The sequence below is a fragment of the Anaerococcus sp. Marseille-P9784 genome (assembly GCF_902500265.1).
Lineage (GTDB): Bacteria > Bacillota > Clostridia > Tissierellales > Peptoniphilaceae > Anaerococcus.
This window is the reverse complement of the sequence record NZ_CABVOZ010000002.1, coordinates 479845-495670: the sequence shown is the minus strand read 5'-3', so window position 1 is coordinate 495670 and position 15826 is coordinate 479845. Positions and strand designations below refer to the sequence as shown.

Below are 15826 nucleotides of genomic sequence, written 5' to 3'. Positions count from 1 at the left end.
ATGGGCAAATACATAATGGCATTAGATGCTGGAACAACTAGTAACAGAGCGATTGTTTTTAACAAAAAAGGCGAAATCATTTCAGTAGCACAAAAAGAATTCACTCAATATTTCCCAAAACCAGGTTGGGTAGAACATGATGCTACAGAAATTTGGTCAACACAATTAGGAGTTTGTACAGAAGCTTTAGCAAAGAAAAATATCGATGCATCTGAAATTGCTGCAATAGGTATCACAAACCAACGTGAAACTACCATAGTTTGGGATAAAGAAACTGGTGAACCTGTTTACAATGCAATAGTATGGCAATGTCGTCGTACAGCAGATATGGCTGATAAATTAGTAGCTGATGGCTACGGTCAAATGATAAAAGAAAAAACTGGTCTTGTTGTTGACCCATATTTCTCAGGAACAAAGATCAGATGGATCCTAGATCACATTGAAAATGGTCAACAAAGAGCTGAAAATGGCGAATTGCTATTTGGTACAGTTGATTGCTGGCTAGTATACAATTTAACTCGTGGTAAAGTTCACGTAACAGATTATACCAACGCATCAAGAACAATGATCTTTAATATCCATACACTTGAATGGGACGAAGAATTATTAAAGATATTAAATATTCCAAAATGCATGCTTCCAGAAGTTAAACCATCATCATGTGTTTATGGCGAAACAAATGAAAAATTATTTGGTTCTCCAATAAAAATCGCTGGTATGGCTGGTGACCAACAAGCAGCATTGTTTGGACAAACTTGCTTTAGAGCAGGAGATGCAAAAAATACCTATGGTACAGGTGCATTCTTACTAATGAACACAGGCGAAGAAGCTGTAGAATCTAAAAACGGTCTACTAACAACAATAGCTTGGGGTCTTGAAGAAGGCAAAGTTAATTACGCACTTGAAGGTTCAATCTTTGTAGCAGGTTCTGCAATTCAATGGCTAAGAGATGAACTAAGAATAGTAGATGCTTCTGATGATACAGAATATCTAGCAACAAAAGTTCCTGATACAGATGGTTGCTATGTAGTACCTGCATTTACAGGACTTGGAGCACCATATTGGGATCCATATGCTAGAGGAGCAATTGTAGGTATTACACGTGGTACAAGCAAATATCATATAGTAAGAGCAACACTAGAATCATTAGCTTATCTAACACACGATGTTCTTGCTGCAATGAGTATTGACTCAGGCAAAGAACTACAAGCTCTAAAAGTAGATGGTGGAGCTAGCGCAAATAACTTCTTAATGCAATTCCAAGCTGATATGATCCAAACAGTCGTAGAAAGACCAGTAACACTTGAAACAACAGCTCTTGGAGCAGCTTATCTTGCAGGTCTTGCTGTAGATTATTATAAGAACTTAGATGAAATTATAGAAAATCGTCAAGTTGAAAGAGAATTTAAACCAGAAATTAGCGTTGAAGAAAGAGATAGAAAAGATTACAACTGGCAAAAAGCAATTTCTAGATCAGTTGGTTGGGCTAAAGATTTAAAATAATATAATATTTTAAATATTAATATTTTATAGAGAAAGAGTCACTTAATTAATAGGTGCTCTTTGCCCAAAAAAAGAGCCCTAAAGTGGCTCTTTTTTATTACATATAAGGAGAAAAGATGAAAGATGTTATTATAATAGGTGCAGGCGTAACCGGCACTTCTCTAGCTTATAATTTATCAAAATATAAGGGAGATTTCCTTGTAGTTGATAAGAATTCTGACGTTTGCGAAGGTACATCAAAAGCAAATTCAGCTATTTGCCATGGTGGTTATGATGCAGAACCTGGAACATTAAAAGCAAAAATGAATGTTTTAGGTAACCATATGATGAGAGAAATGGCAGATGAATTGCATTTCCCATATAAAGAAATTGGAACATTGGTTTTGTGCCATGATGAGAAAGATTTTCCGAATTTACAAAAACTTTATGATCAAGGTATAGAAAACGGTGTTAGCGGAATGGAAATCATCTACAGAGATGAAATTCTAAAAATGGAACCTAAAGTTGAAAAAAATATCTATGCAGCTTTATATTCAAAAAATGCTGGAATAGTAGATCCATTTTTGATGAATATTGCTTATGCAGAAGGTTCAAATCTTAATGGTGTTGAATACAAACTAGACACTGAAATTAAAGATATAATCATAGAAGATGATCATTATAAATTAATCACAGCTGATGGAGAAGAATTGGAAACAAAGGCTGTTGTAAATGCTGCAGGATTATTTTCAGATCAAATCCACGATTTAGTATTTAATGATCATAAGTTTAACATTAAAGCTAGACGTGGCGAATATATGCTTTTGGATAAGGCAACAAATGGTTTTGTTAACCATGTATTGTTTAATCTTCCAACAGAAAAAGGTAAGGGAATTCTTGTAAGTCCAACTTGCGATGGCAATACAATAATTGGACCAACAGCTGACTTTGTAGATGATAAGTCAGATTTAGTTACAACAAGAAAAGCTTTGGAAGAAGTAGTAGAAAAAGTTGAAGATACTGTAGAAAATGTACCAGTAAGACAAGTAATCACATCTTTTTCTGGAAACAGAGCTCATGAAGTTGGTGGAGATTTTGTTCTTGAAGAAAGCAGAAAAGGATTTTTCGATTGCATCGGTATAGAATCACCAGGCCTTACTTCAGCTCCTGCTATAGGCAAATATATGGCAGATATGGTAGCAGAATCTATGCAATTAGAAGAAAATACTGAATTTAAACCAGGAAGAAACCCAATTCCAAAAACTTGCGAAATGACTGCCGAAGAACACAACGAACTAATCAAGAAAAACCCTAAATATGGTAAAATAATTTGCCGTTGCGAAAGAGTAACAGAAGGCGAAATCTTAGATGCAATCCATGCACCAGTTGGAGCAAGAACAGTTGATGGAATCAAAAGACGTGTTAGAGCTACAGCAGGAAGATGCCAAGGTGGTTTTTGCCTACCTTCAATCATAGAAATTTTATCCAGAGAATTGGGAATTGATGAGAAAGATGTAACCAAAAAAGGTAAGGATTCTTTCTATATCGAAAAGAGAGTAAAATAAGGAGAAATAGATGCGCGATTATGATTTAGTAATAATTGGTGGAGGCCCAGCTGGACTTTCTGCAGCCGTAAGAGCTTACGATGAAGGTATCAAAAATATCCTAATTGTAGAACGTGATAACAAATTAGGCGGAATTCTTAATCAATGTATCCACAATGGCTTTGGACTTCAAAGATTTAAAGAAGAATTAACTGGCCCAGAATATGCACAAAGATTCATAGTAGAAGTTAAAAAACGCGACATAGATATAATGCTAAATACAATAGTAATGGATATGCACGAAGATAAAACTTTGCTATTGATGAATGAAGAAAATGGAATGTTCGTAATAAAACCAAAAGCAATTATCCTTGCTATGGGTTGTAGAGAGCGTCCAAGAGGAGCTTTAAACACACCGGGAAGTAGACCTGCAGGAGTTTATAGTGCAGGAACAGCTCAAAAGCTTGTAAACATTGATGGATATATGCCAGGTAAGAAAGTTGTAATCCTAGGATCAGGAGATATAGGATTGATAATGGCAAGACGTATGACTCTTGAAGGTGCAAAAGTTGAATGCGTTGCAGAGCTTATGCCATTTTCAGGTGGTCTAAAAAGAAATATAGTACAATGCTTGCACGACTATGATATACCACTTTACTATTCAACTACAATTTCAGGAATAAAGGGAACCGAAAGAGTAGAGGGAGTTTATCTATCAAAAGTTGATGAACACTTGAAAGTAATTGAAGGAAGCGAGCAATTCATAGAATGCGATACAATCTTACTATCTGTAGGCTTATTACCAGAAAATGAATTGACCAAAGAAGCAAAAATAGAAATTGATCCAAAAACCAAAGGCGCTGTAGTTTCAGATAAACTAATGACAAGCGTTGATGGAATATTTGCAGCAGGAAATGTTTTGCACGTTCATGATTTGGTAGATTTTGTATCAGAAGAAAGTGAACTTGCAGCAGAAAATGCAGCTAAATATATAAAAGGCGAATTCAAAAAAGATGGATCTCACAAAATCGACTTAGTAGCTGGAGATTGCATATCTTATACATTGCCACAATACATTGACTATGATAACATGGATGATTCTATAATTGTAAAATTTAGAGTAAACAATGTTTATCCTTCAAGAAAAATTGCCGTTTATAATGATGACAAATGTATCTTAAGCCGCAAAAAGAGAGTTTTAGCCCCAGGTGAAATGGAATTGATCAAACTTAAAAAAGAAGACATTGACCCAAATAGTAAGAAAGTAACTATACAATTGGAGGAATGATGAAAAAACAATTTACATGCATCAACTGCCCACTAGGTTGCCAAGTAGTAGTAACCATGGAAGCTGATGAAATAATCGATATTACAGGCAATACCTGCATAAAAGGCGAAGAATACGTAAGAAATGAAATAAAAGATCCAAAAAGAATGGTTTGCTCAACAGTAAGAGTTGATGGAGGTTCTCATTACAGTGTTCCAGTAAAAACTGCAAGCGCTATTCCAAAGGGATTGATATTTGAATGTATGAAACAAATTAACGATGCAGAAATCAAAGCACCTGTTCATATAGGTGATGTTGTAATAGCAAATGTTCTTGATACAGGAGTTGACGTTATTGCAACAGATGAAAGATTATAAGGTCTTAATAGACATAAAAATAAAAACCCTAAAAATGAAAAATCCCCAAAATTTTAAAAGTTTTGGGGACTTTTCATTTAATTTTACTTTTCTTCTTTTTCTTCTATTTCAGCTCTTGAAGTTTCTTCCATTTCTTTGATAAGTTCATTTATTCTTTTTTTATTTAGTCTTGAAAGACCATTTCTTTCGCTATCAAAAAGATCATCGATTGGCTTTTTGCCCATTTCATCTTCCATGACTTCAAGAACTCTTGGTCTACAAAATTGACCTTGGCAAAAGCCCATGCCACATCTAGTTCTTCTTTTTACAGCATCAAAAGTTTCTACAGGAATTCCACGATTCATAGCATCTCTTATAGTGGATTCTTTTACTTGTTCACACCTACAAACAATCCTGTCAGGATTACCCATTGGTAAATCAACCTTATCTTTGATCTTGTTCATATCTTCCAAATCTTTGTAAGTAATGATTGGATCTCTATGAGGGTTGAAATTAGGATCATTTTCCAAAGCTAGACCAGATTTTCTTAAAATATCTTCGACAATTTTTGCAATTTCTGGACTTGATGTAATTCCTGGGGATTGGATTCCTACAACATTGATAAAACCTTTGATATTTGATTCTTCTATAATAAAATCATGAGTTGAACTTGCTGGTCTAAGACCTGTAAAAGATCTTATAAATTCTCTTAGATTTATTACATCATCCTTAACTGATTTTAAAGCTTCTTTGTAAATATACATCAACCTATCTTCATGAGTTGATAAGTCGATTTCTTCTTCATCTATGGCATCAGGACCAAGAAGTATATTGTTGTGATAAGTTCTTGTTGCAAGAATTCCCTTGGATTTTTCTGTAGGAACTTGGAATAAAACTTGCTTAATTCTTTGGCCTGTTCCTTTTTGGAAAATCAAATATTCGCCACTTCTAGGATGGATATCAAAATTAGTTTCGGCAATCATATTTGAAACTTTTGCCCCTTCAAGACCTGAGGCATTAATAACGTATTTAGCTTCAAATTTTTTGCCATCTTCGGTTTCTACAGTAAAATATTCATCCTTTGAAATCTTACAAACTCTAGAATTTAAGAAAAGTTCAGCGCCATTTCTAAGAGCATTTTCAACTAAAGCTATTACATATTCGTAAGGTGAGCAAACTCCAGCACCCTTACAATATAAAGCTGCAATGGCATTATCAGATACATTTGGTTCTATTTCTCTTAGTTTCTCTTGATCAATAATTTCTATATCGTCTAAGCCATTTTCAATTCCCATATCATAAAGTTTTTGCAAAGCTTTCATATCTTCTTCTTCGAAAGCCAAAACCAAAGATCCGTTTTCAAGAAAACCAAAATTTAATTCTTCATTTAATTTTTTAAATTGTTGTCTTCCTGGATAGCATATTCTACCACGAAGTTCTCTATGTGGTTCAGCATAACCACCATGAATAATTGCAGAATTGGCTTTGCTTGCACCCATAGAAACATCGTTTGCTTTTTCTAAAATTGCAATATCAAGTTTATATCTGGATAAATTACGAGCAATTGATGCACCTGTAACGCCAGCACCAATAATTAAAACATCATACATTTTTACCTCAATTCTTAATAGACAAAAGGCAAGTAAAAATACTTGCCTTTATAAATTTACAACATTAATCTTAATATAAATTAAAATACAATATTAAAGATAATAACTGCTAAAATACCACCGATAATTGGTCCAACTACTGGAATCCAGCCATATTCCCAATTAGGTTCAACTTTTTTCTTGAAAGGTAGTATTGCATACATAATTCTTGGTCCAAGGTCACGGGCAGGGTTAATAGCATAACCTGTAAGTCCGCCTAAACTCATACCAATAGATACGATTAATCCGTTAACAAATAGATAGTTAACACCAACGCCTGCAGCGCCATCAACATTACCAAAGCCTAAAATAGCAAAAACTAAAACAAAAGTACCAATTATTTCAGATAATAGGTTTCTTCCAGTATTTGGTATTGATGGTCCAGTACAGAAGCAACCACGTACTGTTGCTGGATCTTCGTCACATTGATCTTCAAAGTGATCTTTGTACAAAATGTAAACGCATAAAGCACCGAGCATTGCGCCTATCATTTGTCCGCCTATGTAAGGAAGCAATGTATCCCAGCCTATAGCACCCTTAAATGCAAGTGCTATTGTAAGTGCAGGGTTAAAGTGTGCACCACTCATTGCACCAAAAATTGTTGCTGGAACCATAACTGCAAGACCCCAAGCAAGAGTGATTTGTACAGGGCCTGCGCCATGCATACCACTTTTTCTAGTCAATACGTTTGCAACAACACCGTCTCCTAGTAGAATTAGTAAAAAAGTTCCAACTAATTCAGCCACAAAAATATCTCTCATAAATACCTCCTTGTAGACAAAAAGAGCGAGTGAATAAATCAACTCTCGCTCTCGTCATAATATTTTGTGGAAACCTTTTCAGTTCTATACTCATTATAACACAAATAAAAAAAATAGCAAGCCTTTATGAAAAATAATTATAAAATACATTATTTTGCAAAAATCACAATATATAAGCACTGATATTTATTAAAATTATAAGAGTAGAAAAGTGGACAATGACCAAGAAGGGGTAAAATTATATTAGAGAAACATTTTATGGAGGAAGAAAATGAAAATCAAAAAATTTATGACCCTAGCTCTTGCTTTATCTTTATCATTAGTTTTAGCATCATGCTCTGGGGATAAGAACAAGCAAACAACTGACGAGGGTGCAAAAACCGAACAAACAACAGAAACTGAAAACAAAGAAGAAAACAAAGATAACGAAGATGCTGATCAAACAAAAGAAGAAGAAAAAGAAAATGCTTCTGAAACTCCAGAAGGCGAAACTGTAAAAGTAACCATGGTTACAGATTTTGGTGGTGTCAACGACAAATCATTCAACCAATCAGCTTATGAAGGCTTACAAAAAGCACAAGATGATGGTATAGCAAAATTTGATTATATCGAAAGCCACAAAGAAGCTGATTACAAGGCAAATCTAGAAAGTGCTCTAGATTCTGAATCAGATATCATTTTAACTGTAGGTTATGCTTTATATAAAGATACAGTAGCAGCTGCCAAAGAAAATCCAGACAAAAACTATGTAATAATCGATAGCGACAACCAAGACAAGCTTGAAAATCTAGTAGGTGTAGGATTTGCTGATCATCAAAACTCATTTTTAGTAGGATATATTGCAGGTATGATGACAGAAAGTAAAAATGTTGGTTTCGTAGGTGGCGTCCAAGGTGATGTAATCGACAGATTTGAATATGGCTACAGAGCAGGAGTTGCTTATGCAGCTAAAGAAAGAGGAGAAGATATAGAAGTTCAAGTTCAATATGCTAATAGCTTTTCCGATCAAGCAGCTGGAAAAAATATTGCAGAAAGAATGTACCAACAAGGTGCTGATGTAGTATTCCATGCAGCTGGTGGAGTTGGAATAGGCGTAATTGAAGCTGCTAAAGAAAGCAATAAATGGGTAATCGGAGTAGACCGTGACCAACAAGCTGAAGCTCCAGATAATATGCTAGTTTCAACAATTAAAGGCGTAGGCGATGCTGTAAGATTAATAGTAGAAGAATATCAAAAAGGTGACTTCAAAGGTGGCGAGACAGTTAGATTTACCCTAGCTGATGATAATGCAGTATCAATTGCTTATGCAGATAATGGACTTGTAAAAGATGAAATCAAAGAAAAAGTTGAACAAATCAAAAAAGATATAATTGATGGAAAAATAGAAGTTCCACAAAACAAAGAAGAAGCTATAAGCCAAGGCTGGATAGAAGAAGAAAAATAAAATTCATGCGAAAAGACCTCTTTTGGGGTCTTTTTTTTGTAAGTTCTTTAACAAATGCATAAAACTAATAAAAAATCCTTATCAAGCTATTCTAATTGCTTAAACTATGATAAAATTAATATAAGAAAATGGGGGATTGGATTATGGACAAACATTATAATGAAAATCCTGTCGTATCTATGAAAAACATAAGCAAACGTTTTGGCGAAAATCAAGTTTTGACAAATATTAACTTTGATTTGCACAAATGTGAAGTTCATGCTTTACTGGGGGAAAATGGAGCGGGAAAAACCACTTTGATGAATATTTTATATGGTTTATTTCCTCCAACTGATGGATATGTCGAAATTAATGGCGAAAAATATCCAAACATGACACCCAAAAAAGCCATAGATTGCGGGATAGGAATGGTTCACCAGCATTTTATGCTAATAGAACCACTAACGGTAGCAGAAAATATAATTTTAGGTTATGAAAATGATAAGGGAATATTTTTAGATAGAAAAGCTGCAATAAAAAAGGTTCAGAAACTTTCTGATGATTATGGTTTAAAAATCGATCCTTTAGCAAAAGTTGAAGATATTACAGTTGGCCAACAACAAAGAGTAGAGATTTTAAAAGCACTTTATAGGGGGGCTGACATACTAATATTTGATGAGCCAACAGCAGTTTTAACTCCTCAAGAGATAAATGAATTTATAGAAATTATTCAAAGACTTACCCAAATGGAAAAGTCAATAATAATAATAACTCACAAACTAGCTGAAATTAAGGCGATGGCAGATTATTGTACCATTATTAGACGCGGGAAATTTATTGATAAGCTAAAAGTTTCAGAAATTGATGAAAATATTCTGGCAGAAAAAATGGTAGGTCGAAATGTAAGCTTTAATGTCAACAAAAACGAGCAAAATCCTGGTGGAGTCGTTTTAAAAGTTGAAGATTTATGGGTTAAGGATAGGCGTGGAATTGATATCTTAAAAGGATTAAATCTTGACCTTAGATCTGGAGAAATACTTGGTATTGCTGGTGTTGATGGCAATGGACAAAGTGAGCTAATTGATGCTCTTACGGGAATGAGTAAATCAAATAGAGGAAAAATCACCCTAAATGGAACTGATATAACAAATAAAAGTCCACGAATGATAATTGATAAGGGAATGAATTCCATCCCTGAAGATAGGCAAAAAAGAGGACTAATATTGGAATATCCAGTAAAAGATAATTTGATCTTAGAAAATGTTCACAATGAGCCTTTTTCTACCAAAGGAAAGCTTAATTTTAAAAATATAGATGAAAATGCCAATAAGCTTGTGGAAAAATTTGATATAAGACCAAGAGATATCAACCAAAAAGCCCAAAGCCTATCAGGTGGCAACCAACAAAAAGTAATAATTGCAAGAGAAATCTCCAATAATCCAGATGTCTTAATTGCATCTCAACCAACAAGAGGCCTTGATGTTGGCGCGATAGAATTTATTCACCAATACCTTGTAGAATTAAGAAATAATAACAAAGCAGTTCTGTTAATTAGTTTTGAACTTGACGAGATAATGGATTTGTCAGATAGAATTTTGGTTATTTTTGACGGCAAAATCGTAGGAGAAAAAGACCCTAAAGAAACCGACGAATTTGAAATTGGTAGATTAATGGCAGGTGGAAGATGACAGAAATCAATAATGTAAAAAAAACAAATATTAAAAATTCCAAGATTCTTTTTACAATAATTTCCATATTTTTAGGCCTTGCTGTTGGAGCTTTGGTATTAATATTTTCTGGTTACAATCCGATCGAAGCCTATTCTGCCTTGTTAAATGGGATTTTTAAGAGTCCAAGAAATATAGGTTGGGCCTTAGTTTATTCAACCCCAATTATGCTAACAGGTTTGGGTGTTTGCTTTGCCTTTAAGACAGGTCTTTTTAATATGGGAGCAGAAGGACAATTTATAGTAGGAACTATAGTTGGTTATTTGGTGGGCTATTTATTGCCACTTCCTCCAATTCTTCATCCTATAGTTGCCATATTAATTGCAATTATTGTAGGTGCAGCCTACGGAGCCTTGGCAGGATTTATAAAAGCGAAATTTGGTATTCATGAAGTAATTTCAACTATAATGCTAAATTGGGTTGCATTCTACTTTCAAAATTTTTTGGCTCAAACTTTTAAACAAGAAAATTCATTTGCTTCTTATGAGATATTGGAAAGTTCAAAGATAACCTTATTTAAGGATTCTTACAAAGAATTTGGACCTTTTTTCAGTAAATTTTTTAAAGCGCCAATTCATTTAGGTTTAATTTTAGCGATAATAGCTGTAATAATTGCCTGGTATATTTTAAACAAAACAGTTTTAGGCTACCAGCTAAAGGCTGTTGGTCTAAATAGAGAGGCAAGCGAATATGGTGGAATTGATTCCTCAAAGAAAATTATCCAATCAATGGCCATCTCTGGAGCTATATGTGCCCTTGCTGGTGTAACCCACATCTTAGGATACACTTATTCCATTTCAGTTTTATCTGCTATGGATAACTATGGTTTTGATGGACTTGCCGTATCCTTACTTGCAAGCAACAATCCTATCGGTGTGATTTTTTCGGGTCTATTTTTCGGCTCCTTAAAATACGCTGGAAGCAACTTGCAAAGAGTGCTTGGAGTTCCAACTGAGTTAATAAATATCATTATTGGTACTATAATTTTATTTACATCAATTCCTTTGGCCTTTAGAATTATTAGAGCAAAAAGTCAAAGAAAAAAACAATATAAGAAAAGCTTGTTAGAAGCTAAAGAAAATGAGAAGAATTCTGTCGACGCTAAAGCTATCAGCAAAAATTTATCAGATTTTTCTGATAATTTTGACAAAGGAGAAAAACTCATTAAAGATGAAAACAAAGAAAGCGAGCAAAATAAATGAATTTAGTAATGTTAGCTTTAATAATAGGAAATACTTTTTCTAATGCTTGCCCTGTACTTTTGACCGGTTTAGGTGGCATGATTAGCGAAAAATCAGGAGTTGTAAACATAGGTCTTGAAGGAATGATGACAATTGGCGCTTTGATGGGAGCGACAGTTGGTTATTATCTAGGAAATCCATGGATTGCTTTTCTAGCAGGAGGACTTGCAGGTGCAGTTTTTGGTTTAATTCACGCCATAATATCTGTAAGCTTTGCTGGAGATCAAACTATCTCTGGTATTGCAATCAATACTCTAGGACCAGGCCTTGCCTTATTCCTAGCAAGATTATTTTTTGATGGAGCAACTCAAACACCATCAATACCACTTGAAAATAAAATCCCTAGATTGTTTAGATCTCTTACAAAAAATCAAATATTTTTAAATATTTTTGGCCAATATGCTACAGTTTATATTTCGTTGATAATGGTTTTAGTTCTTTACCTATTTTTATATAAAAGCAAATGGGGGCTAAGAGTAATAGCTGTTGGTGAACATCCAAAAGCAGCAGAAACTTTAAATATCAACGTTACAAAAACACGTTATTTAGCTGTAATTTTCTCTGGCTTTATGGGAGGTCTTGGAGGAGCAAGCATGGCACTAGCTGTGGTAAGTTCCTTTTCGCCGACGCTAATAGCTGGTCAAGGTTATATAGCCCTAGTTACTGTTATTTTTGGTAATTGGAAGCCTCAAGGTGTCTTGGTTGGTTCACTATTTTTTGGCCTTGCTCAGGCAATAGCAACCTATCTTGGCGGTTCAAATTTAACCTTGCCGATAGAGTTTATTTCAATGATTCCTTATATAGCAACCCTTCTAATATTAATAATATTCCAAAGAAGATCAAAAGCTCCAAAGGCATCTGGCAAGGCTTACCTAACAGTTGAAAATATATAAATGTTTTTGCTTTATAAATTTATGTCAATGATGTATATTAATATATATAAGCCGAAACGAGGAGATTAAATGTATTGTACTTATTGTGGTGCTAAAATAGATGGGGATGAAAAATTCTGCCCTGTTTGTGGAAATAAATTAAAAAATGAAAATTATTCAAAAATCCCAATTGAAGATCCGGTTGAGAGTTTAGAAGAAAAAGAAAATTCCACCTATCAATCGCTTACAGATAAAGAAAATAAAATAGAAAATAAGGGAAAAGAAGAAAATTCCAATAATAAATTTGAAAATTTGCTAAAAAACTTCAAAATCAAGAAAAAAGCTTCAGTAACTTTAGATACTAACAAAGAAAATAATGAAGTCGTAGATACAAATATAACTACTAAAGATAATGAAAAAAGCAAGGAAAAACCAGCATCTGATAAAAAAGAAATTCCATCAGCTTATTATGGTTATAATCCAACAGATGAAAGGAAGAGCAGATATATTAGGCATAAGGAAAATGGAGAAAGATTCTCTAATTTTCTTGATAAAAAACTAGCGAACAAAGATGGAAATCTAAAGGAAAATTTTGTTAATCAGTCAAATGATAAAAAAAATAAGACCAAGAACGAAAAGAATATTCCTTACGAATACGTCGAAGCTAGAGTAGCTAGGATTTTAAAATCTGATAATCTTAACGACTTGAAGCATAAAAAAGAAACTCTTGATCCTTCTAATATTCCACAAGCCATAAGATATTTTCAAAAAGAAAATTCCAATTCATATGTAGAAAAAGAATTTAAGGAAAATATTTCACAAAAAAGCCCTGAAATTCCAAGAGAAAATAGGGAAATTATAGAAAGCACAAAATTAGTAAATGAAAATGTAGAAGTAAAAGAGGAAAAGATAGAAGAAAATAAAGAACCTTTTTCTTTTAAGCCTATATATTTTCTACCAATCATTCTACTAGTAGCTGGGATAATAATTGCTTATTTATTCCTAAACAAAAAAACAAAAGATGTAGAAATAGACCTTTCTAACTATATCAATGTTACATTCACTGGAGAAGATGGTCAAGCAAGTCCATCTGCTAGCTTAGATAAAGATCGTTTATTAGCAGAATTTGGAAATCAAATAGTCTATAAGAAAAAAGACAGAAAATCTGATCAATATGATACAGCAGCTAAACAATTTGTAGATGAACTTGAGCAAACAACAAGCTTTAACTTTAGCAAGGATAACAACCTATCAAACGGTGAAGAGATAACTGTTGTGGCAAATATTTCTGACCAAAGTCTACTAGATAGCTACAATGTCTTATTTACAAGCACGATAAAGCCTGTGATAGTTGACAATCTAAATTTAGAAGAAAGCGTAGATCCTTTTAACTATATAAAAGTAGAATATGAGGGAGAAAGTCCAAATATAAGTCTAAAGACAAGCTTAACAGAAGATGCCCCGGATTATATGTCAGAAATTAAAATTAATCCAAGCAAAACCAGTGAATTATCAAGTGGAGAAGAATATCAGATTAGCTTAGAATTTGATCAAGAAGCACTCAAGAATGATTTTGGAGTAACTTTAAGTCCAATAGAAAAGACCTTTACAGTTGCAGAAGAAGAAAAAGAAAATGGCGAAGAAAAATCAACTGATAATGATGGATACATCACAACTGTAGATGATCTTGACAAAGATTTACTAGGAACATTAAAAGAGCATTCAGGAAAATTAATAAAAGAAACTTTCCAAGAAAGATCATTTACAAAAATCTCAAACATAAATTATCTTGGCGCAATAACAGGTAAAAAATCTGGCGATGAAAACCTCAAAAACAGAGTCATGCTAATTTATGAAATAAAGACAAATGAAAACTACGAAGATAAATACACAAACGAATTTACCTATTATTCATTTGTAGAATACAAAAATGTCAAATCTAAAAAAGATGAAGATGGTAAATTCTACACTGATGGTCCACTAACAACCGACAATGAAATCTATCACAAATTCTTTGTTGAAGATGACTACACCTACTATGAAATTCCATACTATGGTTTCTCATTCTTAGACGAAGTATTAGACAGAGTAAACAATGCCCTATCAGGCTTGGAAATTGCAAATTCAATAGCTATCGATCAAAACTCATACTTTACAACATCAGATTCAGTAGCTGGAGAATATCAAGGAAATAACACACGATTGAGTCTTAGAACAGATGGATCATTGAGATATCAAATTGAAAATAGAGTTCACCAAGGAACTTACCAAGAAAACAATGGAGAAGTTTCATTGACCATCCAAGGAGTAAACGTCGACACTCCAATCAATGGTAAATATGAAAATGGGTCAATAAATATAAGTGAACAAGGCGAGATGAAGAGTCAAAGCTTTAATAAAATTCAAAGATAAAATAAAATCTATATTATGTACCCTCTTTGCTGGAAAAATTAGCGAGGAGGGTATTTTACTGAAATTTTGTTTTAAATATAAAAATGTACCAAGCCAAACCCTCAATGAGAATTTAGATTGGTACATAAAATTGTTGCTATTACTACTATTTTCATTAATTTTATTTATAAACATCGCCTCTACTGTCTATATATAAGACATATATTATGTTTATTTCATTTTCCTCTATTTCAAAAATCGCCCTATAATCTCCTATTCTTAACCTAAATAAATTATTTTTTTTATTACCTCGGATTTTACGTATATCATATTTTCCCTTATATTGTGTATAATCTTGTAATTCATCAAAAGCCTTATAAAATTTCAAACCAAATGTTTTATGTTTTTTTATAAATTTAATAGCATTTTTATGATATTTAACCTTGTAAGATTTCATCGATACTCAATTCTCTACAATCTTCTTTATAAATATTTTCTAAATTTGCTTTGTCAATTTCTTTTTGTTCGTCGTCGGATACATAATCGCAATTTTCTATTAAATAATCTAACAAATCAAGATTATTCATCCTTCTAATTTCTTTAAGAGCTGTATTTCTTAAGAACTCTGATACACTAATATCATTTAATCTTGCAAATCTTTCAATTTCTTCGGCTTGTTCTTTAGATAAAGTAATATTTTTTCTAACAGTGTCCATAAAAGCCTCCTAAAACAATGTGCTTATACACATCATACGTTTATTTATTATTTTATTCAAGTTTGAAAATAAGAATATAATTGATTAAATTTCAAATGTAGTAATTTATGGATTAGAATAAGCACAAAAAAAACAGTAGATTTCTCTACTGTTAAGATGGTCGGGGTGAAAGGATTCGAAGCTTTGGAGCTCACCTTCTCAAAGCCTAGAGTTAGCAATAAAATTTTGTGGTTTAAAAATAAGTACAAAAAAATCAGACTTCAAGTCTGATAATATAGATGGTCGGGGTGAAAGGATTCGAAGCTTTGGAGCTCACCTTCTCAAAGCCTAGAGTTAGCAATAAAATTTTGTGGTTTAAAAATAAGTACAAAAAAATCAGACATTCAAGTCTGATAAA

13 protein-coding genes are annotated in these 15826 nt (G+C 33.1%); 9 read left to right on the top strand and 4 right to left on the bottom strand.

Annotated elements, in window-relative coordinates; translation table 11 throughout:
• The 4 genes from glpK (at window position 1) to GAN53_RS06235 (ending at window position 4670) form a co-directional block, all read left to right on the top strand.
• Complete coding sequence (gene glpK, locus GAN53_RS06250) at window positions 1-1503, top strand: glycerol kinase GlpK (protein WP_151410078.1); 1503 nt, start codon at window positions 1-3, stop codon at window positions 1501-1503.
• 116 nt (window positions 1504-1619) lie between these two features.
• Window positions 1620-3047: an NAD(P)/FAD-dependent oxidoreductase gene (locus GAN53_RS06245; protein WP_151410076.1), complete on the top strand. Its 1428-nt coding sequence runs from the start codon at window positions 1620-1622 to the stop codon at window positions 3045-3047.
• Between the two features lie 10 nt (window positions 3048-3057).
• Window positions 3058-4314: an NAD(P)/FAD-dependent oxidoreductase gene (locus tag GAN53_RS06240; RefSeq protein WP_151410074.1), complete on the top strand. Its 1257-nt coding sequence runs from the start codon at window positions 3058-3060 to the stop codon at window positions 4312-4314.
• Window positions 4314-4670: a DUF1667 domain-containing protein gene (locus tag GAN53_RS06235; protein ID WP_151410072.1), complete on the top strand. Its 357-nt coding sequence runs from the start codon at window positions 4314-4316 to the stop codon at window positions 4668-4670. Before GAN53_RS06240 ends, GAN53_RS06235 begins: the two co-directional genes overlap by 1 nt.
• An 83-nt stretch (window positions 4671-4753) precedes the next feature.
• Here GAN53_RS06235 and GAN53_RS06230 read toward each other — a convergent pair whose 3' ends face one another.
• Both GAN53_RS06230 and GAN53_RS06225 read right to left on the bottom strand, forming a co-directional pair.
• Entirely contained in the window at window positions 4754-6259 is a 1506-nt protein-coding gene (locus GAN53_RS06230; RefSeq protein WP_151410070.1) for an NAD(P)/FAD-dependent oxidoreductase, read from the bottom strand.
• An 80-nt stretch (window positions 6260-6339) separates the two neighbouring features.
• A complete protein-coding gene (locus tag GAN53_RS06225; protein ID WP_151410067.1) occupies window positions 6340-7059 on the bottom strand; it encodes an MIP/aquaporin family protein in 720 nt (239 codons plus the stop codon).
• Window positions 7060-7330: 271 nt separating this feature from the next.
• On the opposite strand from GAN53_RS06225, the gene GAN53_RS06220 reads away from it, so the two are divergent.
• The 5 genes from GAN53_RS06220 to GAN53_RS06200 all read left to right on the top strand — a co-directional run bounded on the left by GAN53_RS06220 (window position 7331) and on the right by GAN53_RS06200 (window position 14734).
• Entirely contained in the window at window positions 7331-8503 is a 1173-nt protein-coding gene (locus GAN53_RS06220; RefSeq protein ID WP_151410065.1) for a BMP family lipoprotein, read from the top strand.
• 143 nt (window positions 8504-8646) lie between these two features.
• On the top strand, window positions 8647-10170 hold the full coding sequence (locus tag GAN53_RS06215) for an ABC transporter ATP-binding protein (RefSeq protein ID WP_151410064.1): 1524 nt from the start codon (window positions 8647-8649) through the stop codon (window positions 10168-10170).
• Window positions 10167-11411, top strand: coding sequence for an ABC transporter permease (locus tag GAN53_RS06210; protein WP_151410062.1), 1245 nt, complete (start codon window positions 10167-10169; stop codon window positions 11409-11411). Before GAN53_RS06215 ends, GAN53_RS06210 begins: the two co-directional genes overlap by 4 nt.
• Window positions 11408-12343: an ABC transporter permease gene (locus GAN53_RS06205; RefSeq protein ID WP_151410059.1), complete on the top strand. Its 936-nt coding sequence runs from the start codon at window positions 11408-11410 to the stop codon at window positions 12341-12343. Before GAN53_RS06210 ends, GAN53_RS06205 begins: the two co-directional genes overlap by 4 nt.
• A gap of 69 nt (window positions 12344-12412) precedes the next feature.
• Window positions 12413-14734, top strand: coding sequence for a zinc ribbon domain-containing protein (locus GAN53_RS06200; protein WP_151410057.1), 2322 nt, complete (start codon window positions 12413-12415; stop codon window positions 14732-14734).
• 160 nt (window positions 14735-14894) lie between these two features.
• Here GAN53_RS06200 and GAN53_RS06195 read toward each other — a convergent pair whose 3' ends face one another.
• A complete protein-coding gene (locus tag GAN53_RS06195) occupies window positions 14895-15170 on the bottom strand; it encodes a type II toxin-antitoxin system RelE family toxin (RefSeq protein ID WP_151410055.1) in 276 nt (91 codons plus the stop codon).
• A complete protein-coding gene (locus GAN53_RS06190) occupies window positions 15151-15429 on the bottom strand; it encodes a hypothetical protein (RefSeq protein ID WP_151410053.1) in 279 nt (92 codons plus the stop codon). Before GAN53_RS06190 ends, GAN53_RS06195 begins: the two co-directional genes overlap by 20 nt.
• Between the last annotated feature and the right edge of the window lie 397 nt (window positions 15430-15826).

Bases quoted from the DNA above. Each gene is read 5' to 3' on its own strand.
- GAN53_RS06195 (WP_151410055.1), bottom strand. From the start codon at position 15,170: ATGAAATCTTACAAGGTTAAATATCATAAAAATGCTATTAAATTTATA.
- GAN53_RS06240 (WP_151410074.1), top strand. From the start codon at position 3,058: ATGCGCGATTATGATTTAGTAATAATTGGTGGAGGCCCAGCTGGACTT.
- GAN53_RS06220 (WP_151410065.1), top strand. From the start codon at position 7,331: ATGAAAATCAAAAAATTTATGACCCTAGCTCTTGCTTTATCTTTATCA.
- GAN53_RS06210 (WP_151410062.1), top strand. From the start codon at position 10,167: ATGACAGAAATCAATAATGTAAAAAAAACAAATATTAAAAATTCCAAG.
- GAN53_RS06205 (WP_151410059.1), top strand. From the start codon at position 11,408: ATGAATTTAGTAATGTTAGCTTTAATAATAGGAAATACTTTTTCTAAT.
- GAN53_RS06215 (WP_151410064.1), top strand. From the start codon at position 8,647: ATGGACAAACATTATAATGAAAATCCTGTCGTATCTATGAAAAACATA.
- GAN53_RS06225 (WP_151410067.1), bottom strand. From the start codon at position 7,059: ATGAGAGATATTTTTGTGGCTGAATTAGTTGGAACTTTTTTACTAATT.
- GAN53_RS06190 (WP_151410053.1), bottom strand. From the start codon at position 15,429: ATGGACACTGTTAGAAAAAATATTACTTTATCTAAAGAACAAGCCGAA.
- GAN53_RS06200 (WP_151410057.1), top strand. From the start codon at position 12,413: ATGTATTGTACTTATTGTGGTGCTAAAATAGATGGGGATGAAAAATTC.
- GAN53_RS06235 (WP_151410072.1), top strand. From the start codon at position 4,314: ATGAAAAAACAATTTACATGCATCAACTGCCCACTAGGTTGCCAAGTA.
- GAN53_RS06245 (WP_151410076.1), top strand. From the start codon at position 1,620: ATGAAAGATGTTATTATAATAGGTGCAGGCGTAACCGGCACTTCTCTA.
- GAN53_RS06230 (WP_151410070.1), bottom strand. From the start codon at position 6,259: ATGTATGATGTTTTAATTATTGGTGCTGGCGTTACAGGTGCATCAATT.
- glpK (WP_151410078.1), top strand. From the start codon at position 1: ATGGGCAAATACATAATGGCATTAGATGCTGGAACAACTAGTAACAGA.